Here is a 26,544-nt window from a genome sequence, read left to right on the forward strand (position 1 = left end):
TTATTCGCCCGAGGTATCGGCGGCACTGCGCTTGCGTTTACTGCCACTGCTGCGGCGGCGCTTTTTCGGCCCGTCGCCCGTGGTTTCGCCTTTGCTGCTCAGTTCACGAATCATCTCGCGGCGTTCGCTGTCATTGGCATCCTGGTAGTCGGTCCACCATTCGCCCAGGCCATCGGTTTGCTCGCCGGCGCTTTCACGCAGCAGCAGGAAGTCATAGCCGGCACGAAAGCGCGGGTTGTCCAGCAGCAGGTCGGCACGTTTGCCGCTGCGCCGTGGCAGGCGTTCCTGCATGTCCCAGATCTCGCGGATCGGCATGGTGAAGCGCTTGGGGATCGCAATGCGCTGGCACTGTTCGGCGATCAGTTCGTGAGCGGCTTCCTGCATCGCCGGAATCGGCGGCATGCCACGGTTCTGCAGGCGCAGAACCCGGGCGGGCAGCGCCGGCCAGAGCAGGGCGGCAAACAGGAACGCCGGGGTGACCGGTTTGTTCTGTTTGATCCGCAGGTCAGTGTTGATCAGCGCTTCACTGATCAGCGTGTGGGTGTACGTCGGGTTGTGCTCCAGTGCATCGGCGCTGGCCGGGAACAGTGGGTCGAACAGCTGCAGGTCTACCAGCATTTCAAAGGTGTCGGCGGCATGCCCGGAAAGGAACAGCTTGAGCACTTCCTCGAACAGGCGCGCCGAGGGGATTTCCCGCAGCATCGGCGCCAGCTTGCGAATCGGCGCGGCGGTGTGTTTCTCGATGCCGAAGTTCAGCTTGGCGGCAAACCGCACGGCCCGCAGCATGCGCACCGGGTCTTCCTGGTAACGCTGCGTGGGGTCGCCGATCAGACGGATCAGGTGATTGCGAATATCGTGTACGCCGTTGGCGTAATCGAGGATGCGCTCGCTGACCGGATCGTAATAGAGGGCATTGATGGTGAAGTCGCGACGTTGCGCGTCTTCTTCCAGGGTGCCGTACACATTGTCCCGCAGGATGCGCCCGCTTTCGTTGCGGGAAGACTGGTTGCTGTCTTCCTCTTCATCGTTTTGCGGGTGGCCCGCGCGAAAGGTCGCGACCTCGATGATCTCGCGACCAAAGTGGATATGCACCAACTTGAAGCGCCGCCCGATGATCCGCGCATTGCGGAACTCGGCACGCACTTGTTCAGGTGTGGCGCTGGTGGCGACGTCGAAATCCTTGGGCGTGATGTTGAGCAACATGTCGCGCACGCAGCCACCGACCAGGTAGGCCTGGTAGCCAGCGTTCTGCAGGCGTTCGACGATGTTCACCGCATAACGGCTGAACTGAGCGCGCTGCAGCGAATGTTGATTGCTGTTGAGCACTTCAGGCGTGCTGCGGATGTGTTGCGTACGACGCAAGGGGGAACGGAATGACTGGAACAACTTCTTCAGCATGGGATGCACTGTTTGAAGGAATGTTCGGCCATAACGAAGAATGACCGCATGATGGGCCGGGATTCTAGCATTTAGTCAGGGGATGGTGTAGGAACTAGCTGCAAGCGTCGAGCCAGAGACTGAAATAAGGCAGGTTGGATGCTCAAATCGCAGAAACTACAAGGGGAGCCGAAGCTCCCCCAGAAGTAGTTGCGTGCTCTATTTTTATTATTGGTGTCGGGCTTCTTGTTTTTGTTGGTCGCCCTTGCCATGAGATTTCACCTTCATGACACTCCCAATCGGGAGTCAAGAGCAAACGGATTGCTTTGGTCGCTGTGTTGCTATGATCAAGGATCCAACCAGTTCAGGCTCTGCCTTAGGGCAGTTTTTGTTGTTCTCGGCCTGGTTGCGGGGCAAGCCCCAAATGCAACGCCTCTCCAAAAGAATCAGTTAGCTGCGCCTCCGCCGTGTTGTTTTTATTGTGCGTGAGTCGATTCGTCTTATTTTTATTGTAGGTGTTCGGTGCTTTTTATTGTTTTTGTACTAAGCATATAGCAGGGTGCGTGCCAACTTTTGCGAGCGCCAGCAAAATCAGGGGGTTGGCCGGTTTTTGGGTAGTCGGCGGGCGAAAAAAAGCCGGGGCTTCGTTACCGTAAGCCCCGGCTTTTTGTTACGTGAATATCTGAGGTAACAGTTTTTTCACGTTTGCGGTGTTACCCGGTGCGAGCTGGCCTCAGCTTTCGCTGGCAACCCCGGTCTTGCGCCGTGGAATGCCCAGGCGCTGGCGCCGCTCCCACAGGCACTTGCGGCTGACGCCCAGTTTGCGCGCCAGTTCGGTCTCGGTCATATGGTCCTGGTGCTCCAGGACGAAGTGCTGGAAGTAGTCCTCCAGTGACAGGTCTTCCGTGGGCTCATGGCTGGTGTTGCTGCCGCCCTGTTGTGGTGCAAGGCCAATGAAATCGTCATCGTCCAGGTCACTCAGTTCGATATCGATGCCCAGCAGCTCGGCGGAGATCTGCGGGCTCTCCGACAGAATAACGGCCCGCTCCACGGCGTTTTCCAGCTCGCGCACGTTACCTGGCCACGAATAATGGCGGATGGCTTGTTCGGCGTCGGCGGCAAACGTCAGGTCGGTACGGTTGACCCGCGCGCTCTGGCGCAACAGGAACGCGTTGGCAATCTCGTTGACGTCGGCACCGCGTTCACGCAGGGCCGGCAGCTTGAGGGCGATCACGTGCAGGCGGTAATACAGGTCTTCCCGGAACTGGCCGATTTTTGCCAGGCTTTTCAGGTCTCGGTGGGTCGCTGCAATCAGGCGCACGTCGACTTTTTGCGACTGTACCGACCCGACCCGGCGAATCTCGCCTTCCTGCAGCACCCGCAGCAGGCGCGCCTGGGCTTCCAGGGGCAGTTCACCGATCTCGTCGAGGAACAGCGTGCCGCCGTCCGCCGCTTCCACCAGGCCTGCGCGCCCGGCGCTGGCGCCGGTAAAGGCACCTTTCTCGTGGCCGAACAGTTCGGACTCGATCAAGGATTCGGGGATCGCCGCACAGTTCACCGAGATCATCGGTGCCTTGGCGCGCTTGGACAGGTTGTGCAGGGCGCGGGCTACCAGTTCCTTGCCGGTGCCGGACTCGCCCTGGATCAGGACATTGGAGTCAGTGGGCGCCACCTTGCGGATCTTGCCGTACAGGTCCTGCATGGGCGGGCAGGAGCCGATGATGCCAATCTCGCCATTGCTGTTGTCGACCCCGGGCTTGTCGCTGGCGGCCTTGCCGGCTGGCCGTTCTGTCGGGGCACTGCTGGCCGATTGATGGTCACGCAGGATACGCGCCACCGCCTGGAGCATCTCATCGTGGTCGAAAGGCTTGGCGATGTAGTCCACCGCACCCATCTTCATCGAGTCGACGGCCGAGCGCAGGCTGGCATAGCTGGTCATGATCAGCACCGGCGTGCCCTGGCCCAGCTTGATCAGTTCGGTGCCCGGTGCGCCAGGCAGGCGCAGGTCACTGACGATCAGGTCGAATGTGGGAATGCTGAAACGCTCCTGGGCTTCCTGCACCGAGCCGGCTTCGCTGACCTGGTACTGATTACGTTCAAGCAGGCGACGCAAGGCAGAGCGGATAATGGTTTCGTCTTCGACGATCAAAATGTGCGGCATTGATTCAATTCTCTCGACGGTCTCAGTTCACAGCGGACGTCGCTTCGACATAACGCGGCAAGGTCACCCGAATACGGGTGCCGCGTTGGCTTTCGGTGTCAGCCGGGCTGTCGATGGTGATTTGTCCATAATGCTCTTCAACGATGGAATAGACCAGTGCAAGGCCCAGACCGGTACCTTCACCGGGGTCCTTGGTGGTGAAGAAGGGTTCAAACAATCGGTCCATGATGTTCTGTGGAATACCGCTGCCCTCGTCTTCGACGATCAGGTCGATCGTATGCTCGAACGCTTCGCTCTTGACCCTGACGGCACCGCCGGCGGGTGTGGCGTCGCGGGCATTGGACAACAGGTTGATCAGCACCTGGGCCAGGCGTTGTGAATCGCCGACCACCCAGTGTTCCGGGTCGCACAAATTATAGAACTGTACTTCAAAGTTGCGCCGGTTCAACGCCAGCAGCCCAATGGCATCCTGGGCGACTTCAGCCAGGCACACCGCTTCATCGTGATTCTGGTGGCCGCCGGCGTGGGCGAAGCTCATCAGCGATTGCACGATGCGCGAGACACGCTTGGTCTGCTCGAGGATCTGCCCGCTGATTTCGGTGATTTCGTCGTCTTCTTCGCGCTCTTCGCGCAGGTTTTGCGCCAGGCACGCGATACCGGTGATCGGGTTGCCAATCTCATGGGCCACGCCGGCCGCCAGGCGCCCAATGCTGGCCAGGCGCTCGGAGTGCACCAGCTTGTCTTCGAGCATCTGGGTTTCGGTCAGGTCTTCGACCAGCAGCACCAGGCCGCTGTTGCCCGGGGCCAGGGGCTCATCGATTGCCGCTTTGTGCAGGTTGAGCCAGCGGGTCTGGCCATCAAGGGCCAAGTGCTGTTTGTGCAAGTGCTCATCCGGCAAGTTGATAAAACCCTGCAACAATTCTTTCCACGGATCGCCGATGGTGGCTAGGCGTGAGCCGACCACACGCTGGGCGGCGATGCCGGTCAGCTCCTCCATGGCCTTGTTCCACATCAGGATTTCCTGGTCCTTGGCCAGGGAGCAGACGCCCATGGGCAGTTCCTGCAAGGTCTGGCGGTGATAGCGGCGCAGGGCGTCGAGCTCGGCGGCAAGGCCGGTGAGGCGCGAGTGATAGTCCTCCAGCCGGCTCTCGATAAAGTGGATATCTTCGGTTACATAGTTTTCGCCGCCGGCCTTGTAGGGCAGGAAGGTCTCCACCATGTCCTGGGACACGCTGGGGCCCATCAACCCGGACAGGTTGGCCTCGATGCGGTCGCGCAGGCGGCGCAGGGCATAGGGACGGCGCTCGTCGAAGGGCAGGTACAGATCGCGCAGCGCCTGCTCCACTTCCTTCTGCGCGGCCTTGGCGCCCAGGGGCTTGGCCAGTTGCGTGGCAAATTCCTGGGGCGAGGCGGCATGCAGTTCGCGGCGTTGCGGGCGGCGCACGTTATCCACCGCGCAGGCTTCGGCGGCGCTGGTTTCTTCGGGGCTGGCGTTGGTGAACAGGGAAATCAGGGTGAACATCAGCACGTTGGCCGCCAGCGAGGCGATGGCTGCCATGTGCCAGCTGGTGTCATCCAGCACGTAGATCATGTTCAGCAGCGGGATGTAGAACCCCTGCAGGTTGCCGACCAGCGGCAGCAGCATGGTCACCAGCCATACCAGGATCCCCGCCAGCAACCCGGCAATAAACCCGCGTCGATTGGCGGTTGGCCAGTACAGCACCGAGAGAACGCCCGGCAAGAACTGCAAGGTGGCGACGAACGCGACAATGCCGAGATTGGCCAGGTCCTGCTCGGCCGCCATCAGCAGGTAGAAGCCATAGCCGGCCATGATGATCGCCACGATCAGCGCGCGGCGTGTCCATTTCAGCCAGCGGTAGATATTGCCTTCGGCGGGCGGCTGGTACAGCGGCAGCACCAGGTGGTTAAGGGCCATGCCCGACAGCGCCAGGGTGGTGACGATAATCAAGCCACTGGCCGCCGATAAACCGCCGACATAGGCCAGCAGCGCCAGGGATTTACTGTTGGCGGCGATGCCGATGCCGAGGGTGAAGTATTCCGGGTTGGTGGTGGCCCCCAGTTTCAGGCCGGCCCAGAGGATCAGCGGCACCGCCAGGCTCATCAGCAGCAGGAACAGCGGCAGGCCCCAGCTGGCGCTGACCAGCGAGCGCGGGTTGAGGTTCTCGGTGAAGGTCATGTGGTACATGTGCGGCATGACAATGGCCGAGGCAAAGAACACCAGCAGCAGCGTGCGCCACGGGCCTTCTTGCAGCGGGGTGTGCAGGGCGGCGAGGGCGGTCTGGTTCTGCAGCAGCCACAGTTCCAGTTGTTGCGGGCCGTCGAACACGCCGTACAGTGCATACAGGCCCACGCCACCGATGGCGATCAGCTTGATCACCGACTCGAAGGCAATCGCAAACACCAGGCCTTCGTGTTTTTCCCGGGTGGCGATATGCCGCGAGCCGAAAAAAATCGTGAACAAAGTGATCAGCGCACAAAAGCTCAGGGCCACCCGATGTTGCACCGGTTCATGGGTGAGAATACCGATGGAGTCGGCCACGGCCTGGATTTGCAGGGCCAGCAGCGGCAGCACGCCGATCAGCATGAAAATCGTGGTCAGCGCGCCGGCCCAGGTGCTGCGAAAGCGGAAGGCAAACAGGTCGGCCAGCGAAGACAATTGGTAGGTGCGGGTGATCTTCAGGATCGGGTACAGCAACACCGGCGCCAGCAGGAAGGCCCCGGACACCCCGAGGTAACTAGATAGAAACCCATAGCCGTATTGATAGGCCAGGCCCACCGTGCCATAGAACGCCCAGGCGCTGGCATACACGCCCAGGGACAAGGTGTAGGTCAGCGGGTGGCGAATGATCGCCCGCGGGATCATCCCACGCTCACTGATCCAGGCCACCCCGAACAGCGCGGCCAGGTAGGCGGCGCTGATCAGCAGCATCTGGGTCAGGCTAAAGCTCATCGGCATCTTTTTGGCTCTGCAGGATGAAGGTCACGACGATCAGGATCAGCCACAGTAGATAGGGGCGATACCAGGCGCCTGTGGCGTCGATCCACCAGTCCATGATGGCGGGAGAAAACAGGTAGATCCCGACGACCAGCAGCAGGACCAATCGATAGATGTACATGTTGGCCTCTGATTGAAAAACTGCGGCGATGTTAACGGATGGCTGGCAGGCTGCAAGCGCCTTCAGTGCAATTGCGCTTCGGCCAGGGTCAGTGTGCGCGGGATCCGGCTGGCATCCCAGTGCTGGATGCCCCAATCCAGCAGTTCCCGTGGGCTGGCGTAGAGCAGTTCATCCCCCGGCATCTGGCCGAGGGCGCGCAGGGCCCTTAATAGCAAAGGTATGGCCTGGTCCGGTGTCAACGGTGGGGAACGGTAGGATTTGCCCAGTTTGTTGCCGTCCGGCTGGATGATCAGCGGCACATGCAGATAGCGCGGCTGGCGCAGGCCCAGCAGCTCTTGCAGGTACAGCTGGCGTGGCGTGGAGTCCAGCAGGTCGGCACCGCGCACGATATCGGTGACACCTTGCCAGGCATCGTCGAGCACCACGGCCAGTTGGTAGGCATACAGGCCGTCGCGACGACGGATGATGAAATCGCCTACATCTCGGCCCAGATGTTGTCGGAATTGGCCTTGTGCGCGGTCGGTGAAATGGTATTCCAGCTCAGGGACCCGCAGGCGAATGGCGGCATCCAGCTGAGCGTGGCCGGCATTGCGGCACAGGCCAGGGTAAATGCCGTTATACGCTTCCAGTTGCTTGCGCGAGCAGGTGCAGGCGTAGGCCAGGCCATGGTTGAACAGGTCGTTCAGCACTTTGGCGTAGGCATCATGCCGCTCGCTTTGTCGGACCAGTTCGCCGTCCCATTCAAAACCATAGCTTTCCAGGGCGTGCAGGATCGCTGCCTGGGCGCCGGGCTCTTCACGGGGTGGGTCGAGGTCTTCCATGCGCATCAGCCAGCGGCCGTGATTGGCGCGGGCATCGAGATAGGAGGCGAGGGCTGCAACCAGGGAGCCGAAGTGCAAATGGCCGCTGGGCGTGGGGGCGAAACGCCCGATATAGGGAGAGGCTGTCATGGCCAGGATATTACTGGAAAACCGCCAAACCCCAGAAACAAAAATGGGGCGTTTGCACGCCCCATTCGTTCAGCCCGGCAGGGATTACTTGCCGACCTGTTTTTCCTTGATTTCTGCAAGGTTCTTGCAGTCCACGCACATGTCTGCGGTAGGACGGGCTTCCAGGCGACGAATACCGATCTCGATCCCGCAGGATTCGCACCAGCCGTATTCTTCGTCCTTGATCAGTTGCAGCGTCTTGTCGATCTTCTTGATCAACTTGCGCTCACGATCACGGGCTCGCAGTTCGAGGGCGAATTCCTCTTCCTGGCTGGCACGGTCGGCCGGGTCAGGAAAGTTGGCGGCTTCGTCCTTCATATGGTCAACGGTACGGTCGACCTCCTGCATCAAGTCCTGTTTCCACTTGTTCAGGATCTTGGTGAAGTGCTCGCGCATGGGCTCGCCCATGTACTCTTCGCCCTTCTTTTCTACGTAAGGTTCGAAGCCGCCGAGACCTTGAGTCTGCTGTTGCTTTGCTTGGGTGGACATGAATAGACCGCCTCTCACTCTTCTAATCCATTGCGCAGGATTGCAACATCACCGACACCTGCCGGCCCTGCGGCTGCAAGCGGGCGAACTTACCAGATAGCTTCGGGGTGCGCCACTCCCGGTTGTCGAGGCAGTGTCCTGTTCGTCTGCAAAGCACCGCAGGGCGCCGCGCAGCGGGTGCGTACTGTCTCGATTATGGATTTTAGCCGTTCTGCACAGGGTTGCTGGACGTCTGACGCGGGTCTTGGGGGAATACAGCAGGTTTTGTGGCGCCGGTTGGGTAGAATCGAGGTTTGTATTCAACCGTTAAGGAAGGCTAATGGCCCAGCCCTATAGCGCTCGCAGTCGCGCGATCGAACCTTTTCATGTCATGGCGTTGCTGGCGCGGGCCAATGAGCTACAGGCTGCCGGCCATGACGTGATCCACCTGGAAATCGGCGAACCGGACTTCACCACCGCCGAGCCGATCATCCAGGCCGGCCAGGCCGCGCTGGCCAACGGCAAGACCCGCTACACCGCCGCCCGTGGCCTGCCGGAACTGCGTGAGGCCATCAGTGGTTTCTACCAGCAGCGCTATGGCTTGAGTATCGACCCCGAGCGCATCCTGATCACCCCGGGCGGTTCCGGGGCCCTGCTCCTGGCCAGCAGCCTGCTGGTGGACCCCGGCAAGCATTGGTTGCTGGCGGACCCTGGCTACCCCTGTAACCGGCATTTTCTGCGGCTGGTAGAAGGGGCGGCGCAACTGGTTCCGGTTGGCCCCGAGGTGCGCTACCAACTGACCGCCGACCTGGTGGCGCGTTATTGGGACCAGGACAGCGTGGGGGCCTTGGTTGCCTCGCCGGCCAACCCGACCGGAACCATCCTGGCCCGGGATGAGCTGGCCGGCCTATCCCGCGCGATCAAGGCCCGCAATGGCCATCTGGTGGTGGATGAGATCTATCACGGCCTGACCTACGGCACTGACGCGGCCAGCGTGCTGGAAGTGGATGACGAGGCGTTCGTCCTCAACAGTTTTTCAAAGTATTTCGGCATGACCGGCTGGCGTCTCGGCTGGCTGGTGGCGCCGCCCGCGGCGGTGGGTGAGTTGGAGAAACTGGCACAAAACCTGTACATCAGTGCGCCGAGCATGGCCCAACACGCGGCATTGGCCTGCTTTACCCCGCAAACCCTGGCGATTCTCGAGGAGCGCCGCGCCGAATTCGGGCGCCGGCGTGACTTTCTGCTGCCGGCCTTGCGCGAGCTGGGGTTCGGGATTGCGGTCGAGCCTGAGGGGGCGTTTTACCTGTATGCCGATATCAGCGCCTTGGGTGGCGATGCCTTCGCGTTTTGCCGGCATTTTCTTGAAACCGAGCATGTGGCCTTTACGCCTGGGTTGGATTTCGGTCGCTTCCAGGCGGGTCATCATGTGCGCTTTGCCTACACGCAGAACCTCGATCGCCTACAGGAAGCGGTGGAGCGAATTGCCCGTGGCTTGCGGAGCTGGCAAGTCTGATGCGCTTTCATCCTCCCCTCGAAGAAGGTCGGCTGATTCGCCGCTACAAGCGTTTTCTGGCCGACATCGAAACCGCTGCCGGCGAATTGCTCACTATTCACTGCCCCAACACCGGCTCGATGTTCAACTGCATGGTCGAGGGCGGGCCGGTCTGGTTCAGCCGCTCCAACGACCCCAAGCGCAAGCTGCCGGGCACCTGGGAGATCGCGCAAACCCCCCAGGGCCGGCTGGCGTGCGTCAACACTGCGCGGGCCAACCCGTTGGTCGAAGAGGCGCTGAGGGCCGGGGTGATCACCGAACTCAACGGCTTTACCGCGTTAAAGCGTGAAGTGCCTTATGGCCAGGAAAGAAGCCGCATCGACTTTCGCCTGGACTACCCCGACGGCGCGGCCTATGTCGAAGTCAAAAGTGTCACCCTGGGCTTTGACGGCACGTCTGTCGCGGCGTTTCCCGATGCGGTGACCCAGCGTGGGGCCAAGCATTTGCGCGAACTGGCGCACCTGGCCCGTAGCGGCGTGCGGGCGGTGCAGTTGTATTGCGTGAATCTGTCCGGCATCGATGGCGTAAGGCCGGCCGAGGAGATCGATCCCGGGTATGCCGCGGCACTGCGTGAGGCCAAGGCCGCCGGGGTGCACGTTTTGGCGTATGGCGTGCGGGTCAGTGCGCAGGAAATCTGCATCGATCGCCCATTGCCGGTGCGGCTCGGCGACTAGAGTTGCACCCACAACCCCTGTGCGTCTTCGCGGCCGGGCAGGGGTGTCAGGCTCTGGCCCGCGCAGGGGCCGGCCACGCATTCGCCGCTTTCGATCAGAAACAACGCGCCGTGGGTGGCGCATTGGATCATGCTCGCGCTGGGGTCGAGAAACCGGTCAGGTTGCCATTCCAGCGGGACGCCGCGATGGGGGCAGCGGTTGATATAGAAATACACCCGGCCTTCGCGGCGCACGGCCAATAACTTGCGGCCATCGATATCGAAGCCGCGGCTGCTGTCTTGGGCAAGCTCGTGGGAGGGGCAAAGAAACTTCATGAATACTCTCAGCAGGTACAGATCAAGGGCTGCAGGACAATCCAGGGGTTGCGGGCGAGCCTGGTGCTTGACGTTCAAATGCAAACAATTATCAAATGCCGGCTTCGCCCGTCAGCCGACTGCGTGCTCAGTACGATGCCAGACGGTCACATGACTGGCTCCACCCCTAGGAAGGAAACCCTTTTATGCGCCTGAGTACCAGCGCTATTGCGCTTGTTGTCGGACTGCTGGTCAACCACGTGGCGCAAGCCGCTGAGCTGCCGCAACGCTGGGTCAGCGCCGGGGGGGCGCTGTCGGAGTGGGTGACGGCCCTGGGCGGGGAGTCGAAGCTGGTAGGCGTCGACACCACCAGCCAGCACCCGCAATCGCTCAAGGCGCTGCCCAGTATCGGTTACCAGCGCCAGCTGTCCGCCGAAGGGATCCTGAGCCTGCGCCCGCAGATCCTGATAGGCACCGAGGAAATGGGGCCACCGCCGGTGCTGGCGCAGATCCGCAGTGCGGGGGTGCAGGTGGAGCTGTTCTCCGCGCAGCCGGACCTGCCGACCCTGCAAGGCAACCTGCAACACCTGGGCAAGCTGTTGGGGGCTGAAGACAAGGCTGCGGCCCTGTTCGGTACGTATCAACAGCAACTCGACCGGCAAAAAGCGGCCGTGACCCAGGCGCAAACCCGGCAAAAGGCCCCGGGCGTGCTGCTGGTGCTCGGGCATGCCGGTGGCAAGCCACTGGTCGCCGGCAAGGACACGGCCGCCGATTGGGTGTTGCAACACGCCGGCGGGCACAACTTGGCGACGCACAGTGGCTACAAGCCATTTTCCGTGGAATCCCTGGCGGGGCTGAGTCCTGACGTGCTGGTGTTCTCCGACCGCGCCCTGAGCGGCGAGGCCGCCCGCGCGGCCTTGTTCAAGCAAAACCCGATTCTGGCGAACACCTCGGCGGCCAAGACCGGCCGGGTGTTTGAGTTGGACCCCACCTTGTTGGTCGGTGGCCTGGGCCCTCGTTTGCCAGCCAGCCTGCAAGCCTTGTCCGCCGGGTTCTACCCCGCTAAAACCCAAGCCGCCCCATGACCACTCTGGTTAAACCTCGCGCGCTGTTTATCGGCTTGAGTTTGTTGTGTGCCGTGGCGATCTGGCTGTCCCTGGCCCTGGGGCCGGTCAGCTTGCCGTTGCTCGACACATTACGTGCCGCGTTACGCTTACTGGGCGTGCCCATCGAGGCCCAAGGCCTGGAGCAGGCTGAACTGATTCTGGGGCAGATCCGTTTGCCGCGCACTTTGCTGGGGCTGGCGGTCGGCGGGGTGCTGGCGCTGTCGGGGGTCGCCATGCAGGGGTTGTTTCGCAACCCGTTGGCCGACCCGGGGCTGGTCGGCGTATCCAGTGGCGCGGCGCTGGGGGCGGCGGTGGCCATCGTCGGCGGCGCGGCCTTCGGTGGCCTGCCGGACGCCGTGGGGCCGTATCTGCTGTCGCTGTGTGCATTCCTCGGTGGCCTGGGCGTGACCGCGCTGGTCTATCGCCTGGGGCGGCGCGACGGCCAGACCCATGTCGCGACCATGTTGTTGGCCGGCATCGCCCTGACCGCCCTGGCGGCCTCGGCGGTGGGCCTGTTCACCTACCTGGCGGATGACGCCACCTTACGCACCCTGACGTTCTGGAACCTTGGCAGCCTCAATGGCGCCAGCTACTCGCGGTTGTGGCCGTTGCTGCTGGTCAGTGTCGGTGTGGCGTTGTGGCTGCCGCGCCGGGCCAAGGCGCTCAATGCCTTGCTGCTGGGGGAGTCGGAAGCCAGTCACCTGGGGATCAATGTCGAGGGGCTCAAGCGCGAGCTGGTGTTTTGCACTGCCCTCGGGGTTGGCGCAGCGGTCGCCGCCGCAGGGCTGATCGGCTTTGTCGGGCTGGTAGTGCCGCACCTGGTGCGGCTGCTGGCGGGGCCGGATCATCGCGTGCTCCTGCCGGCGTCGGTGCTGGCGGGGGCGAGTCTGTTGTTATTCGCCGATTTGGCGGCCCGCCTGGCCCTGGCGCCGGCGGAGTTACCCATTGGCATTGTTACTGCCTTTATCGGCGCGCCGTTTTTTCTTTACCTGCTGTTACGAGGGCGCGCCTGATGCTGCGAGTGGAAAACCTGCAGATCCGTCGCGGTCGCAAAACCGTATTGGCCGATGTGACCCTGGACTTGAAACCCGGTGAAGTTCTGGGTGTGCTCGGCCCCAATGGCGCCGGCAAAAGCACGCTGTTGGGCGCGTTGTGCGCGCAATTGCCCGCGGATGAAGGGCAGGTCTGGCTGGACGACCGCGAGCTCAAGGAGTGGCCGGGCGCGCAACGGGCCCAGCGTCTGGCGGTGCTGCCCCAGGTGTCGACCCTGGATTTTGCTTTTCGCGTCGAGGAAGTGGTGGGCATGGGGCGCTTGCCCCATCAGACCGGCCGGGTGCGCGACGATGAAATCATCCACGCCGCCCTACAGGCCGCCGATGTGGGCCATTTGAGCGGGCGCAGCTACCTGGCGTTGTCCGGCGGTGAACGCCAGCGTGTGCACCTGGCGCGGGTGCTGGCGCAACTCTGGCCGGGTGAGGCGGGGCAGACCTTATTGCTCGACGAGCCGACCTCGATGCTCGACCCGTTGCACCAGCACACCACCTTGCAGGCCATCCGCAGCTTCGCCGATCGCGGCGCGGCGGTGCTGGTGATCCTGCATGACCTGAACCTGGCGGCGCGTTACTGTGACCGCATCCTGCTGCTGGAGGACGGGCGGCCCCATGCCCTGGATACACCGGCGCAGGTGTTGCGTCCCGAGCTGCTCAAGGCGGTGTTTGGCCTGGATGTGCTGGTACAGCCCCATCCTGAGCGGGGCCATCCCTTGATCATCGCCCGCTAAAAACCTGTAGGAACCGGCGAGGGCGGTGGGTCAGTTGGCCCATGGGTTACGGATAGATCGATATCGCAGGCACGCCAGCACCCACAAGGAATGTATTCATATGTCCGGGTCATAAAACCCAGGCAAAAAAAGACCCGGCAAGAGCCGGGTCAAATAACCGTGATTAGCCTGATGAGGAGATAAGCTGAGAGTCCGAACCAATGGTCTTTCAGTTATCGGCTGATCTCGCGACCAGTTGTGATAATCATAACGATTCTCATTTGAGAGTCAACATTTGTTTTCATGTCCCTTGGGAGTTTCCTCAAACGCCTGTTTGGAGTCTGCGCAAACACTGGGCTTTCTCAGTTTTTGTTGTGCGCCGACAGCGCTTCCAGCTGGCGATTCAAGGCTTCCTTGCGCTCGGTGGGAATATCATTCCAATGCACATCCATCAAGGCGCCTTCGATGGCATACAGCAGGACTTTGGACGCCCTGAAACCGCGGGTGCGTACCGCCCGGTAGGCGTCCACTGCGCCTAGGCGGCGCAGGTCCGAAGCGCTATGGATGCCCACCGCATGCAGCCATTGCGCCGAAGTCTTGCCAAGGTTTTTCAGGTGTTGCAGCTCATCATTCATCAAGCCTCCTTGCGATGGCCGAATGGTTCGGTGGGTATCGTGACCAGGCAAGCCTGAAAGGAGTGTAGCGCTCAGTAGGAAAAGCGTAGTTCTTTGCTCAGAAACGATGTAAACGCTTCTAAGGCTGGCGCTGGAATCTTGACGGTGGTGGGCGCAAGCCCCCAGCCCGCGTTGCGCGCAGCCGGGGATAAGGGGGGGCTGTCAGCGGGTGCGGTAACGCAGGCGAGTACCGAAATTGACCGACATAAGGATCTCGTCAGCGCTCAATTCGGCCGGGAAGTAAGTGCCCGAAATCTGCGCATGGGCCAGGCTGGCGCCTTCCAGCGAGCAGCCGTGCAGGTCCAGGCCACGCAAGTCGGCCGAACGGAAGTAGGCGTCGGTGAAGTCCACGCCCTCGGCGTCCAAGTGGCGCAGGTCAAGCCCACGGAAGTCGCCGCCCTGCATATCAATGGGGCCATCCTTGGGGCGTTCCTGATTGAAGCCACGGATGTCATCTTTATGCAGCAGCGCGTAGAGCGGAGTATCAAGCAGCTTCGGCTGGCCCATGGCGGCATCTCCTGTTGGATGTATGACGCCATTATAGTGCCACTATTTTAGGCCGTGAGCTGTTAACCGCATCACGGCCGTGAAATATTTCCTACAGCCCTGGCAGGCGCTGGCGGACATGGGCAACCAGCGCGTCCAGCGTCCCGCTTTCATTGGTCTCGACCCGCTTGCTCAGCAGCAGCTCTTCAGTGCTCAGGGGATCGCGGCTGGCTTGTTGCTGTTCAATGACCGCCAGGGTAGCGTCAGACGGATCGTTTTTATCTGCCTGACGTTTCGCCAGCCAACTGGCGATAACGGCCTGCGGTGCATTGCAATCCAGGATCAGGAAGGGCGTACCGGTGGCTTCTGCGACCTGGGCGGCGGCGGCGCGTTGCTCGCGCTTGAGGTAGGTCGCGTCCAGTACCACCGGGAAGCCTGCGCGCAGCACGGTTTCGGCGAGGGTATGCAGGCGGGTGTAGGTCGCGGCGCTGGCGTCTGTGGCATAGATCCCGGCTTGCGGAGTGTTTTCGACCTGTTGCTCGCCAAACAGGCGCTTGCGTTCTACATCGGAGCGCAGGCGAATGGCGCCGAGGGCGTCGACCAGGCGCATCGCTACATGGCTTTTGCCGGTCGCCGACACGCCATGGGTAATGGCCAGGAAGCGCGAGGGGATGGTGCTGTAGCTTTCAGCCAGGTTGGCGTAGTTGCGGTACTGGCGCAGGGTGGTTGCGCGCTCCACGGGCGTTGCCTCGGGCGGCATGCTGAACAGTGCGACCTTAGCCCGCACCAGGGCACGGTAGGCCTTATAGAAGTTCAGCAGCTCCAGGCTCTGGTAATCGCCGGTCAGTTCCAGGTACTGGCTGATAAAGCGCCGGGCCAGGGACTTGAGGCCGCGGTCTTCCAGGTCCATGGCCAGGAAGCCGGTGTCGGCACACACGTCGGTGAAGCGAAACGGCTCGTTGAACTCGATGCAGTCGAAGATCACCACGTGCCCGTCGATCATGGTCGCGTTGCCCAGGTGAATATCACCGTGGCACTCGCGGATAAAACCATTGAGCTTGCGTTGTTCCAGCAGGGGCTTGAGGCGCTCGAAGCTGCTCTCGGCCCAGGCTTGCAGCGCGTCCAGTTGGGCCAGGTCGGCCTTGTCGCTGAGGAACGGACGGATCTGCTCGAAGTTCTGCCGCACCGGCGCCATGACCTCGTGCGGGGTGCCGGCGGGGTGCGCCTCGGGAACCTTGGGCGCGTTGAGGTGGAATTGCGCAATCTGGCTGGCCATTTCATCGATATGGCCGCAGGTCAGCTCGCCATTGGCCTGCAAGGTGCTCAGCAGTTGGCTTTGCGGGAACTGGCGCATTTTCAGCACATATTCGATGGCCGGGCCTTCGCCGCCCAGTTGCGGCGCTTCGACGCTGCCGGTGATCGGCAACACGTCAAGATACAAATCTTGCGTCAGGCGTTGGTTGAGGCGCAGCTCTTCGTTGCAGAAGTGGCTGCGGGCGTCCAATTGGGTGAAGTCGAGGAAGCCGAAGTTCACCGGCTTCTTGATTTTATAGGCATAGGGACCGGTGAGCAGGACCCAGGAAATATGGGTTTCGATGACTTGAAACGCTTCTACCGGATGAGGAAACAGGGCCGGGTTTTGCAGGGCGGCAATCAGTGGCTGGCTCACAGGCGATCCTTCGGAGTCTGGGAAAAGAGTGGAGCGCATTATGGCCGCTCAAGCCGGTCATGCAAACCGCCGTCCGGTTCATGTTGATCATCAATAAAATGCGTATAATCCGCCGCCATGACTCGTACCCGATCTCCCCGCTCCCGTAAAAAACCTCCTTCCCGTAGCCTGCGCCCCTGGCTGGGCTGGGCGCTCAAGCTCGGCCTGGTTGGCCTGGTGGTGATCGCAGGCATCGCGGTCTACCTCGATGCCGTGGTCCAGGAGAAGTTCTCTGGCAAACGCTGGACCATCCCGGCGAAGGTCTACGCTCGCCCGCTGGAGCTGTTTACCGGCCAGAAACTGAGCAAGGCAGACTTCCTGACCGAACTCGACGCGCTGGGCTACCGGCGCGAAGCCGTGGTCAACGGCCCGGGGGCGGCGGCGGTCAGCGGCAATACCGTGGATTTGAATACCCGGGGCTTCCAGTTCTATGAAGGCCTGGAAACGGCGCAACCGGTGCGCGTGCGCTTCTCCGGCGATTACGTGGCCGAACTGTCCGCCCTCAATGGCGGCAAGCTGCCGGTGGTGCGCCTTGAGCCGCTGCTGATCGGCGGGATTTACCCGAAGAACCTTGAAGATCGCATCCTGATCAAGATCGATCAGGTGCCGCCGTACCTGCTGGAAACCCTGGTTGCGGTCGAAGACCGGGATTTCTACAGCCACTGGGGCGTCTCGCCCAAGTCCATCGCCCGCGCGGTGTGGGTCAACACCTCCGGCGGGCGGATGACCCAAGGCGGCAGTACGCTGACGCAACAATTGGTCAAGAATTTCTACCTGACCAGTGAACGCAGCCTGACCCGCAAACTCACCGAAGCCATGATGGCGATGTTGCTGGAGCTACACTACAGCAAGCAGGAGATCCTGGAGGCCTACCTCAACGAGGTGTTCGTCGGCCAGGATGGCCAGCGGGCGGTGCACGGTTTTGGCCTGGCCAGCCAGTTCTTCTTCGGCCAGCCATTGTCCGAGCTCAAGCTGCACCAGGTGGCGTTGCTGGTGGGCATGGTCAAGGGGCCGTCCTATTACAACCCGCGCCGTAACCCGGAGCGGGCCCTGGAGCGCCGCAACCTGGTGCTCGACGTCCTGGAACAGCAGGGCGTCGCCACTGCAGAGCAGGTAGCCGCCGCGAAGAAGATGCCCCTGGGCGTCACCACCCGTGGCAAGTTGGCCGACAGTTCATTCCCCGGCTTTATCGATCTGGTCAAGCGCCAGTTGCGCGAAGACTATCGCGACGAGGACTTGACCGAAGAAGGCCTGCGTATCTTCACCAGTTTCGACCCGATCCTGCAGATGAAGGCCGAAGCTTCGGTCAGCGACACCTTCAAACGCCTGGCCGGGCGTAAAGGCTCGGATGAGGTCGAGGCGGCCATGGTAGTGACCAACCCGGAAACCGGTGAAGTCCAGGCCATGATCGGCAGCCGCCAGGCCAGCTTCGCCGGTTTCAACCGTGCGCTGGATGCCGTGCGCCCGATTGGCTCGCTGATCAAGCCGGCGGTGTACCTCACGGCGTTGGAAAAACCGAGCAAGTACACCCTGACCAGTTGGCTGTCCGACGAAGCGTTTTCGGTCAAGGGCGCCGACGGCCAGGTGTGGAAGCCGCAGAACTATGATCGTCGCTCCCACGGTACGGTGTTCCTGTACCAGGGCCTGGCCCATTCCTACAACTTGTCCACGGCGCGGCTTGGTCTGGAGCTGGGGGTGCCGAATGTGCTCAAGACTCTGGCGCGACTGGGCGTGAGCCGCGAGTTCCCGGCGTTCCCCTCGATGTTGCTGGGCGCGGGGGGGCTGAGCCCGATGGAAGTCGCGACCATGTACCAGACCCTGGCCAACGGTGGCTTCAATACGCCGATGCGCGGGATCCGCAGTGTCCTCACGGCCGAAGGCGAACCGCTCAAGCGCTACCCGTTCCAGATCGAGCAGCGCTTTGACCCGGCCTCCATCTATCTGATCCAGAACGCCATGCAGCGCGTCATGCGTGAAGGCACGGGGCGCTCTGTGTACAGCGTGCTGCCGTCCAACCTGACGCTGGCCGGCAAGACCGGCACCAGTAACGACTCCCGTGACAGTTGGTTCGCCGGTTTCAGCCAGGACCTGCTGGCAGTGGTGTGGCTGGGGCGCGATGACAATGGCAAGACACCGTTCACCGGTGCGACCGGCGCCCTGCAGGTCTGGACCAGCTTTATGCGCAAGGCCGACCCGCTGCCCCTGAACATGCCGCAACCTGACAATATCGTGCAGGCCTGGATCGATCCCCATACCGGTCAGGGCTCCGACGCCAACTGTCCGGGCGCGGTGCAGATGCCGTATATTCGCGGCAGCGAACCGCCAGCCGGCGCGCCGTGTGGCACAGGTGTGCCCACGGATGCGGATTCGGTGATGGATTGGGTCAAGGGCTGGATGAATTAAGCAAAGAGGGTTTCAAGTGAACAAGTGGTTGATTCCAGCTGTTACAACATTGGCTTTGCTCAGTGGTTGCTCCACCGTGCAGCGCGGCTCCATCCCGGTGGTGGATTCCGGCACGGCCGTGTCCAACAATGACCGGATCTCGGCCAATGGCGGTTTTCGCCAGACCGTGGTCACCCGTCCAAACCCTGCCACGACCCAGGCTGTGCCCCAGGATTCCGGGGTGGTGGTGATGGTGCCGGGTGGTGGTGCCACCACGTCTGCGCCGATCAGCTCGGCACCCTGGACGCCGGGCCCGATCACACCGGGGCCGTCGACCTCCGCGCCGATTGATACCGCGCCGGTCAACCAGGGCACCTACAACATGCCGTCGACCCCGAGCGGAATTCCGTCCGCCAATGCCGGCGGCCTGTCTGCCGACGAGCAGTTGGATGGCCCGGTCCTGGCCTTGCTCACCACCGCGCAGCAACAGCAGGCCGGTGGCGACCTGAACGGTGCCTCGTCCAGCCTTGAGCGCGCCCAGCGTGTCGCGCCGCGTGAACCGCAGGTGCTCTACCGCCTGGCACAAGTGCGCATGGCCCAGGGTGACGCCGCGCAAGCCGAGCAGTTTGCCCGTCGTGGCCTGACCATGGCCAACGGTCGTCCTGACCTGCAAGCCAGCCTCTGGGGCTTGATTGCCCAGACGCGCGAGAAGCAGGGGGATGCCGCCGGTGCCGCCCAGGCTCGGCAAAAGGCCAAGGTCAGTCTGTGATGGATGTGCGTTTTCCGGCGATTGCCGAGCAGCTGTTGCTGATAGAGCGTGAATTGCGCCTGGCGGGCTGGTGGGATGAAGTGTCCCCCAGTGCCGAGGCGCTGAGCAGTGTCGAGCCGTTTTCCGTGGATACCCTGGATTTTCATCAGTGGTTGCAGTGGATCTTCCTGACCCGGATGAAACAGATCCTCGAACAGGACCTGCCGCTGCCCAATGCGTCGGGCATCCTGGAGATGGCCGAGATGGTCTACGCCGATCGCCCCCGGGAGAGCCTCGGCTTGCGGTCTGCGCTGAAAAAGTTCGACCAATTGATCGTCGGCGCTCGTTAATTGCCTGACTGCCGGGTTTTTCGGCAGTCTTGCGCACATTTCTACCGCTTGACGACATTCAGGCGAGTTTTATCCCTCCTCAAAGCCCTTTCTTCTACGTTCTCATGCGCTTAGTTGGAAAAAAGCGCAATTATTGCTTGACTTGAAGGGGCTGAAACAGAAGAATCCAAAGTCCGCTGTATCGGGACTGCCAGAAGCAGGCCCGCTCAGCAGATCATGAGGCGCACATCCGCGCCGACCTGTTACACCCGCAACGCGTTACCTCGCGCTGGGTGGGAAAAGCCCGCAACACTTGGGACGATCCCAATACTTGCTCAGTCAGTGCTGACGTAGTCGGCGACCACCGTCGCTCATGCTCTGTTGAGAAGTAAACCTATTAAGACCCGTCGGTTTTCAACGGACGGTATTCTGGCGTTTTAGAGGTGAACAACGTGGAGCTTTTATCTGGCGGTGAGATGCTCGTCCGCTTTTTGCGTGACGAAGGCGTCGACTATATCTACGGGTACCCGGGTGGTGCTCTGCTGCATGTCTACGACGCACTGTTCAAGGAACCGGCGGTCAACCATATCCTGGTTCGCCATGAACAGGCCGCGACCCATATGGCTGACGGTTATGCCCGTGCCACCGGTAAAGCCGGCGTGGTGCTGGTAACGTCCGGCCCTGGCGCAACCAATGCCATTACCGGCATCGCGACTGCGTATATGGACTCTATTCCGATGGTGATCATTTCCGGCCAGGTGGCGAGCACCATGGTGGGCACTGATGCATTCCAGGAAACCGACATGATCGGTATTTCCCGGCCGATCGTGAAACACAGCTTCATGATCAAGCACGCCTCGGAAATCCCGGAAGTCATGAAAAAGGCCTTCTACCTCGCACAGTCCGGTCGCCCGGGGCCTGTGGTGGTCGATATCCCGAAAGACATGACCAACCCGGCGGAAAAATTCGAATACGTCTTCCCGAAGAAAGCCAAGCTGCGTTCCTACAGCCCGGCCGTGCGTGGACACTCGGGGCAGATCCGCAAGGCGGCAGAAATGCTCCTGGCGGCCAAGCGCCCCGTGCTGTATTCGGGTGGCGGCGTGATCCTGGGCGGCGGTTCCGCGCCTTTGACCGAACTGGCCAAGCTGCTCAACTTGCCGGTGACCAACACCTTGATGGGCCTCGGTGCCTTCCCGGGTTCGGATCGTCAGTTCGTCGGCATGCTCGGCATGCACGGCAGCTACACGGCCAACCTGACCATGCACCATGCCGATGTGATCCTGGCCGTGGGCGCGCGGTTCGATGACCGGGTAATCAATGGCGCGAGCAAGTTCTGCCCGAATGCCAAGATCATCCACATCGACATCGACCCGGCGTCCATCTCCAAGACCATCAAGGCCGACGTGCCGATCGTGGGGCCTGTGGAAAGCGTACTGACCGAAATGGTCGCCGCGCTCAAGGACATCGGCCAGGCGCCGAACAAAGAATCCGTTGCCAGCTGGTGGAAGCAGATCGACGAGTGGCGCGGTGACCGCGGCCTGTTCCCTTACGACAAGGGCGACGGCAGCATCATCAAGCCACAGACCGTGATCGAAACCCTGTGCGAAGTGACCAAGGGCGATGCCTTTGTGACCTCCGATGTGGGTCAGCACCAGATGTTCGCCGCGCAGTACTACAAGTTCGACAAGCCTAACCGCTGGATCAACTCCGGTGGCCTGGGCACGATGGGCTTTGGTTTCCCGGCGGCCATGGGGGTGAAGCTGAGTTTCCCGGATACCGACGTTGCGTGCGTCACCGGCGAAGGCAGTATCCAGATGAACATCCAGGAGCTGTCGACCTGCCTGCAATATGGCTTGCCGGTGAAGATCGTCTGCCTGAACAACGGTGTGTTGGGCATGGTTCGCCAATGGCAGGACATGAGCTACAACAGTCGTCACTCCCATTCCTACATGGAGTCGCTGCCTGACTTCGTCAAATTGGTTGAGGCCTATGGCCATGTCGGCATGCGCATCACCGATTTGAAGGATCTCAAGCCGAAGATGGAAGAGGCGTTCGCCATGAAGGATCGCCTGGTGTTCCTCGACATTCAGGTCGACACCAGCGAGCACGTCTACCCGATGCAGATCAAAGACGGCTCAATGCGCGATATGTGGCTGAACAAGACGGAGCGAACCTAATCATGCGGCACATTATCTCCCTGCTTCTGGAGAACGAACCGGGCGCTCTGTCTCGTGTGGTCGGCCTGTTTTCGCAGCGTAACTACAACATTGAAAGCCTGACCGTGGCGCCGACCGAAGACCCGACCCTGTCGCGCCTGACGTTGACCACCGTGGGCCACGATGAGGTGATCGAGCAGATCACCAAGAACCTCAACAAGCTGATCGAAGTGGTCAAGCTGGTCGATTTGTCGGAAAGTGCCCACATCGAGCGTGAGCTGATGCTGGTCAAGGTCAAGGCCACGGGCGCCCAACGTGCCGAGATCAAGCGCACTACCGATATTTATCGTGGGCAGATCGTCGATGTGAGCGCCAGCGTTTATACCGTTCAACTGACCGGTACCAGCGACAAACTGGACAGCTTCATCCAGTCGATCGGGACGGCCTCGATTCTGGAAACCGTACGCAGTGGTGTCACCGGGATTGCCCGTGGCGACAAAGTACTCAGCATCTAACCCAATTAGCGAATGGCCTTACGGCCTGGATATATAGAGGAACCTCATGAAAGTTTATTACGATAAAGATTGTGACCTGTCGATCATCCAGGGCAAGAAAGTCGCCATCATCGGTTACGGCTCCCAGGGCCACGCCCAGGCGTGCAACCTGAAAGACTCCGGCGTCGACGTCACTGTCGGCCTGCGTAAAGGCTCGGCCACTGTGGCCAAGGCTGAAGCCCACGGCCTGAAAGTGACTGACGTGGCTTCCGCTGTTGCGGCTGCCGACCTGGTCATGATCCTGACCCCGGACGAGTTCCAGTCCGCGCTGTACAAGAACGAAATCGAGCCGAACATCAAGAAAGGCGCCACCCTGGCCTTCTCCCACGGCTTCGCGATCCACTACAACCAGGTTGTACCGCGCGCTGACCTCGACGTGATCATGATCGCGCCGAAAGCACCGGGCCACACCGTGCGTTCCGAGTTCGTCAAGGGCGGCGGTATCCCTGACCTGATCGCGATCTACCAGGACGCCTCGGGCAACGCCAAGAACGTTGCACTGTCCTACGCAGCTGGCGTTGGCGGCGGGCGTACCGGCATCATCGAAACCACCTTCAAGGACGAGACCGAAACCGACCTGTTCGGCGAGCAAGCCGTTCTGTGTGGCGGTACCGTTGAGCTGGTAAAAGCCGGTTTTGAAACCCTGGTTGAAGCGGGCTACGCGCCAGAAATGGCCTACTTCGAGTGCCTGCACGAACTGAAGCTGATCGTTGACCTCATGTACGAAGGCGGTATCGCCAACATGAACTACTCGATCTCCAACAACGCCGAATACGGCGAGTACGTGACCGGCCCGGAAGTGATCAACGCCGAATCCCGTCAGGCCATGCGCAACGCCCTGAAACGTATTCAGGACGGCGAATACGCCAAAATGTTCATCAGCGAAGGCGCTACCGGCTACCCTTCGATGACCGCCAAGCGTCGTAACAACGCCGCACACGGTATCGAAGTCATCGGCGAGCAACTGCGCTCCATGATGCCGTGGATCGGTGCCAACAAGATCGTCGACAAAGCCAAGAACTAAGTCGCACGTATCTACAAAAAACGCGGCCTCGGCCGCGTTTTTTCGTTTGAGAGCCGGTTCTGGTATAAAGCTGCATCGTTTGCGGGCGAACACTCGCCGCAAGTGTCTGTCGAATTTTTTCACACCGTTGCAAGGTAAAGTCCATGAGCGAACGTCCCGAAGAGCCAAACCAGGCCTCTGACGCCGAAAGCCTGCTGCCGATCGATGAGCATGTCGAAGAAGGGCATGACGCACAAGGCCGCAAGGTCCGGCATCGTGGCATCTATCTTCTGCCCAACCTGTTCACCACGGCGAACCTGTTTGCCGGTTTCTACTCCATCATCAATTCCATGAGTGCCCAGAGCGCGCTGGCGGCAGGTGATGCGGCGAGCGCGAGCAAATACTTCGGTTTTGCGGCCATTGCGATCTTCATTGCGATGGTGCTCGACGGCCTTGATGGTCGCGTAGCGCGGATGACCAATACCCAAAGTGCCTTTGGTGCCGAGTACGACTCGTTGTCGGACATGGTTGCCTTCGGGGTTGCGCCGGCGTTACTGGCATTCGCCTGGGCCCTGGGGGATATGGGCAAGGTCGGCTGGATGGTTGCCTTCATCTATGTCGCCGGTGCCGCATTGCGCCTGGCTCGCTTCAACACCCAGGTGGGGACGGCGGACAAGCGCTACTTCATCGGGCTGGCCAGCCCGGCTGCGGCAGGCGTGGTGGCGGGTATCGTCTGGGCGTTCAGTGATTACGGCATCCAGGGCTCCAAGATGTCGTTCCTGGTGGCGTTGATGGTGGCGGCAGCAGGCATGCTGATGGTCAGTAATATCAAGTACAACAGCTTCAAGGAGCTGGATCTCAAAGGGCGCGTACCGTTTGTGGCCATTTTGGTGGTGGTGCTGGTGTTCGCCGTGGTCTTCAGCGATCCACCGCGCATTCTGCTGCTGGCATTCCTGGTGTATGCGGCGTCGGGGCCGATTCAGTACCTGTTGCATCTGCGCCGGGGCAAAACATTGCCTTAATGTAATTTCCCCCATACTCCGCAGTCTATTGGTGCATCAGTTCTCCAATGCTGCGGAGTTGCCATGTTAATCAAGTTACCCAAAGCGTCCGACTGCCACGAATCGGATGTCACCCCGCAATCCCTCTATTTCTCCCGCCGCAGTTTGCTTGGTGGCGCGCTGGCTGGTATTGCTGCCAGCAGCCTGCCGCGTTGGGCAAGTGCGGCTGATGCTGCGCGTTATGCCGATGTCGAGCCTGGCAAGGCTCCCGGCTGGTTTGTCGAGAAGCTGCCTGGCACGCAATGGCAGGCGGTGACGGTCAAAGACGAGGCCATCACGCCGTTCAAAGATGCGACCCATTACAACAACTTCTATGAGTTCGGTACGGACAAGGGCGACCCAGCGGCGAATGCCGGTTCCCTCAAGACCGAGCCATGGAGCGTCGTGATTGATGGTGAGGTCGCAAAACCGGGGCGTTACGCCCTGGAAGACTTCATGAAGCCCTATCAGTTGGAAGAGCGAATCTACCGTCTACGCTGTGTCGAGGCGTGGTCGATGGTCATTCCCTGGATAGGCTTTCCCATATCGGCTTTGCTTAAACAGGTGGAGCCGACCTCCAGGGCCAAGTACATCCGCTTTGAAACCCTGCAGGACCCCAAGAGCATGCAGGGCCAGCGTTCAAGTTTCGGCCTGATCGACTGGCCCTATATAGAAGGGTTGCGCCTGGATGAGGCGATGAACCCTTTGGCGATCCTGGCCGTGGGCATGTATGGGCGGGAATTGCCCAACCAGAACGGCGCGCCGCTGCGTTTGGTGGTGCCGTGGAAGTATGGCTTCAAGAGTGTGAAGTCCATCGTGCGGATCAGCCTGGTCAGCGAGCAACCCAAGACCACCTGGCAAAGTATTGCAGCGGATGAATATGGGTTTTATGCGAATGTGAATCCTACGGTCGATCACCCGCGCTGGACCCAGGCGCGGGAGCGGCGTCTGCCTAGCGGCTTGTTCAGCCCGAATGTGCGCGAGACGCAGATGTTCAATGGCTACTCGGATGAGGTCGCTTCTCTTTATACGGGCCTTGATCTGCGGAAAAACTACTGATGCGCTACCCCATCTGGCGCCTCGGCGTCTTTATCGCAGTGGCGGTGTGGCCGTTGTACTGGTTGTATGAGGCTTGGAGTCTCACCTTGGGGCCTGATCCCGGCAAAGTGCTGGTGGATCGCCTGGGGTTGGGAACCCTGATCCTGTTGCTGGTCACACTAGGGATGACGCCGCTGCAAAAGTTGAGCGGTTGGGCGGGGTGGATCGCCGTGCGCCGGCAGTTGGGGTTGTGGTGCTTTGCTTATGTGGTGCTGCACCTTGCGGCTTATTGTGTATTTATCCTTGGGTTGGATTGGTCGCAGTTGGGCGTCGAGCTGCGCAAACGCCCCTACATTATTGTGGGAGCGTTGGCGTTCCTGTGCTTGCTGGCGTTGGCGGTGACATCCAATCGCTATAGCCAGCGTCGATTGGGTACCCGTTGGAAGAAGTTGCATCGCCTGGTGTATGTGATTCTGGGGCTTGGTCTGTTGCATATGCTGTGGATTGTGCGTGCCGACCTGAAGGAGTGGGCTATCTATGCTTCTATAGGAGGGCTGCTTTTGGTCCTACGGATTCCACCGGTGATGCGCCGAATTCCCCGCCTTATTGCTAAAAAAGCACCTTCTGCAACAAAAGCGTAATTAACGCTTGACGGCAGATTCTGGAAGTCTATAATTCGCCCCACTTCCGGCGCAGTCGAAACGGAAAATTCCTTGGTAAACAAAGAGTTACGCAGAATTCGACAGCGAGTTGCTTCAGTCCATCGAAGCCCAGAAGGAGTTAGTAGAGCAATGTTGTTTGGCTCTATTAACGTTTCGATCCTCTCGGTCGAAAGCGGAGAAAAAGAGGTGTTGACAGCAGCGTGTAACGCTGTAGAATTCGCCTCCCGCTAACGAGAGATCGGAAGCGC

Annotated in this window: 24 protein-coding genes; 14 read left to right on the forward strand and 10 right to left on the reverse strand. The window is 60.9% G+C overall.

From position 1 onward, the window contains the following. The 6 genes from AO268_RS23800 to dksA all read right to left on the reverse strand — a co-directional run bounded on the left by AO268_RS23800 (position 1) and on the right by dksA (position 8,153). Complete coding sequence (locus AO268_RS23800) at positions 1–1,398, reverse strand: polynucleotide adenylyltransferase PcnB (protein ID WP_076965043.1); 1,398 nt, start codon at positions 1,396–1,398, stop codon at positions 1–3. A gap of 712 nt (positions 1,399–2,110) precedes the next feature. Further along, positions 2,111–3,538: a sigma-54-dependent transcriptional regulator gene (locus tag AO268_RS23810; RefSeq protein ID WP_099170035.1), complete on the reverse strand. Its 1,428-nt coding sequence runs from the start codon at positions 3,536–3,538 to the stop codon at positions 2,111–2,113. Between the two features lie 22 nt (positions 3,539–3,560). After that, on the reverse strand, positions 3,561–6,515 hold the full coding sequence (locus AO268_RS23815; RefSeq protein WP_176561411.1) for a sensor histidine kinase: 2,955 nt from the start codon (positions 6,513–6,515) through the stop codon (positions 3,561–3,563). Beyond that, positions 6,499–6,675, reverse strand: coding sequence for a hypothetical protein (locus AO268_RS23820; protein WP_003176118.1), 177 nt, complete (start codon positions 6,673–6,675; stop codon positions 6,499–6,501). The genes AO268_RS23815 and AO268_RS23820 overlap by 17 nt, the downstream gene beginning before the upstream one ends. Positions 6,676–6,737: 62 nt before the next feature. Continuing rightward, the gene (gene gluQRS, locus AO268_RS23825) at positions 6,738–7,625 is read right to left on the reverse strand and encodes a tRNA glutamyl-Q(34) synthetase GluQRS (protein ID WP_076965039.1); all 888 of its coding nucleotides are present in this window, start codon (positions 7,623–7,625) and stop codon (positions 6,738–6,740) included. An 84-nt stretch (positions 7,626–7,709) separates the two neighbouring features. Beyond that, positions 7,710–8,153 (reverse strand): RNA polymerase-binding protein DksA, encoded by a 444-nt coding sequence (gene dksA / locus AO268_RS23830; RefSeq protein WP_076965038.1) that lies wholly within the window; start codon positions 8,151–8,153, stop codon positions 7,710–7,712. A gap of 319 nt (positions 8,154–8,472) precedes the next feature. On the opposite strand from dksA, the gene AO268_RS23835 reads away from it, so the two are divergent. Beyond that, the gene (locus AO268_RS23835; protein WP_099170037.1) at positions 8,473–9,645 is read left to right on the forward strand and encodes a pyridoxal phosphate-dependent aminotransferase; all 1,173 of its coding nucleotides are present in this window, start codon (positions 8,473–8,475) and stop codon (positions 9,643–9,645) included. Further along, a complete protein-coding gene (gene sfsA, locus AO268_RS23840) occupies positions 9,645–10,358 on the forward strand; it encodes a DNA/RNA nuclease SfsA (protein ID WP_099170038.1) in 714 nt (237 codons plus the stop codon). Before AO268_RS23835 ends, sfsA begins: the two co-directional genes overlap by 1 nt. Here sfsA and AO268_RS23845 read toward each other — a convergent pair. Next, positions 10,355–10,672 carry a Rieske (2Fe-2S) protein gene (locus tag AO268_RS23845; protein ID WP_076965035.1) on the reverse strand — a complete coding sequence of 106 codons (318 nt, stop codon included), beginning with the start codon at positions 10,670–10,672 and terminating at the stop codon, positions 10,355–10,357. The genes sfsA and AO268_RS23845 overlap by 4 nt on opposite strands. Positions 10,673–10,857: 185 nt before the next feature. Between AO268_RS23845 and AO268_RS23850 the strand changes: the two genes are divergently transcribed. The 3 genes from AO268_RS23850 to AO268_RS23860 are packed head-to-tail and all read left to right on the forward strand — an operon-like array spanning position 10,858 to position 13,537. Further along, positions 10,858–11,736, forward strand: coding sequence for a heme/hemin ABC transporter substrate-binding protein (locus tag AO268_RS23850; RefSeq protein ID WP_099170039.1), 879 nt, complete (start codon positions 10,858–10,860; stop codon positions 11,734–11,736). Then, entirely contained in the window at positions 11,733–12,770 is a 1,038-nt protein-coding gene (locus AO268_RS23855; protein WP_099170040.1) for a FecCD family ABC transporter permease, read from the forward strand. Before AO268_RS23850 ends, AO268_RS23855 begins: the two co-directional genes overlap by 4 nt. Continuing rightward, positions 12,770–13,537 (forward strand): heme ABC transporter ATP-binding protein, encoded by a 768-nt coding sequence (locus tag AO268_RS23860; protein ID WP_099170041.1) that lies wholly within the window; start codon positions 12,770–12,772, stop codon positions 13,535–13,537. Before AO268_RS23855 ends, AO268_RS23860 begins: the two co-directional genes overlap by 1 nt. Positions 13,538–13,878: 341 nt before the next feature. On the opposite strand, the gene AO268_RS23865 is transcribed toward AO268_RS23860, so the two are convergent. The 3 genes from AO268_RS23865 to AO268_RS23875 form a co-directional block, all read right to left on the reverse strand. Then, positions 13,879–14,151, reverse strand: coding sequence for a TfoX/Sxy family protein (locus AO268_RS23865; protein ID WP_076965031.1), 273 nt, complete (start codon positions 14,149–14,151; stop codon positions 13,879–13,881). Positions 14,152–14,352: 201 nt separating this feature from the next. Beyond that, complete coding sequence (locus AO268_RS23870; protein ID WP_099170042.1) at positions 14,353–14,697, reverse strand: pentapeptide repeat-containing protein; 345 nt, start codon at positions 14,695–14,697, stop codon at positions 14,353–14,355. 91 nt (positions 14,698–14,788) lie between these two features. Next, on the reverse strand, positions 14,789–16,345 hold the full coding sequence (locus AO268_RS23875; RefSeq protein WP_099170043.1) for a bifunctional aminoglycoside phosphotransferase/ATP-binding protein: 1,557 nt from the start codon (positions 16,343–16,345) through the stop codon (positions 14,789–14,791). 117 nt (positions 16,346–16,462) lie between these two features. Between AO268_RS23875 and mrcB the strand changes: the two genes are divergently transcribed. The 9 genes from mrcB (at position 16,463) to msrQ (ending at position 26,275) form a co-directional block, all read left to right on the forward strand. Beyond that, a complete protein-coding gene (gene mrcB / locus AO268_RS23880) occupies positions 16,463–18,787 on the forward strand; it encodes a penicillin-binding protein 1B (RefSeq protein WP_099170044.1) in 2,325 nt (774 codons plus the stop codon). Between the two features lie 16 nt (positions 18,788–18,803). Continuing rightward, a complete protein-coding gene (locus AO268_RS23885; RefSeq protein WP_099170045.1) occupies positions 18,804–19,535 on the forward strand; it encodes a tetratricopeptide repeat protein in 732 nt (243 codons plus the stop codon). After that, positions 19,535–19,864 (forward strand): YqcC family protein, encoded by a 330-nt coding sequence (locus tag AO268_RS23890; protein WP_076965026.1) that lies wholly within the window; start codon positions 19,535–19,537, stop codon positions 19,862–19,864. Before AO268_RS23885 ends, AO268_RS23890 begins: the two co-directional genes overlap by 1 nt. A gap of 431 nt (positions 19,865–20,295) precedes the next feature. Further along, positions 20,296–22,020 (forward strand): acetolactate synthase 3 large subunit, encoded by a 1,725-nt coding sequence (locus AO268_RS23895; RefSeq protein ID WP_099170047.1) that lies wholly within the window; start codon positions 20,296–20,298, stop codon positions 22,018–22,020. 2 nt (positions 22,021–22,022) lie between these two features. Then, entirely contained in the window at positions 22,023–22,514 is a 492-nt protein-coding gene (gene ilvN / locus AO268_RS23900) for an acetolactate synthase small subunit (RefSeq protein WP_003176102.1), read from the forward strand. Between the two features lie 46 nt (positions 22,515–22,560). Beyond that, on the forward strand, positions 22,561–23,577 hold the full coding sequence (ilvC, locus tag AO268_RS23905; RefSeq protein WP_003176099.1) for a ketol-acid reductoisomerase: 1,017 nt from the start codon (positions 22,561–22,563) through the stop codon (positions 23,575–23,577). A gap of 143 nt (positions 23,578–23,720) precedes the next feature. After that, complete coding sequence (gene pssA, locus AO268_RS23910; RefSeq protein WP_076965025.1) at positions 23,721–24,578, forward strand: CDP-diacylglycerol--serine O-phosphatidyltransferase; 858 nt, start codon at positions 23,721–23,723, stop codon at positions 24,576–24,578. A 63-nt stretch (positions 24,579–24,641) separates the two neighbouring features. Then, positions 24,642–25,655, forward strand: a complete 1,014-nt coding sequence (msrP, locus tag AO268_RS23915; RefSeq protein WP_099170046.1) for a protein-methionine-sulfoxide reductase catalytic subunit MsrP — start codon at positions 24,642–24,644, stop codon at positions 25,653–25,655. Beyond that, a complete protein-coding gene (gene msrQ / locus AO268_RS23920) occupies positions 25,655–26,275 on the forward strand; it encodes a protein-methionine-sulfoxide reductase heme-binding subunit MsrQ (RefSeq protein WP_076965023.1) in 621 nt (206 codons plus the stop codon). Before msrP ends, msrQ begins: the two co-directional genes overlap by 1 nt. Positions 26,276–26,544: the final 269 nt, after the last annotated feature.

The organism is Pseudomonas sp. ICMP 8385, from assembly GCF_002699915.1.
GTDB classification, from domain to species: Bacteria; Pseudomonadota; Gammaproteobacteria; order Pseudomonadales; family Pseudomonadaceae; genus Aquipseudomonas; species Aquipseudomonas gessardii.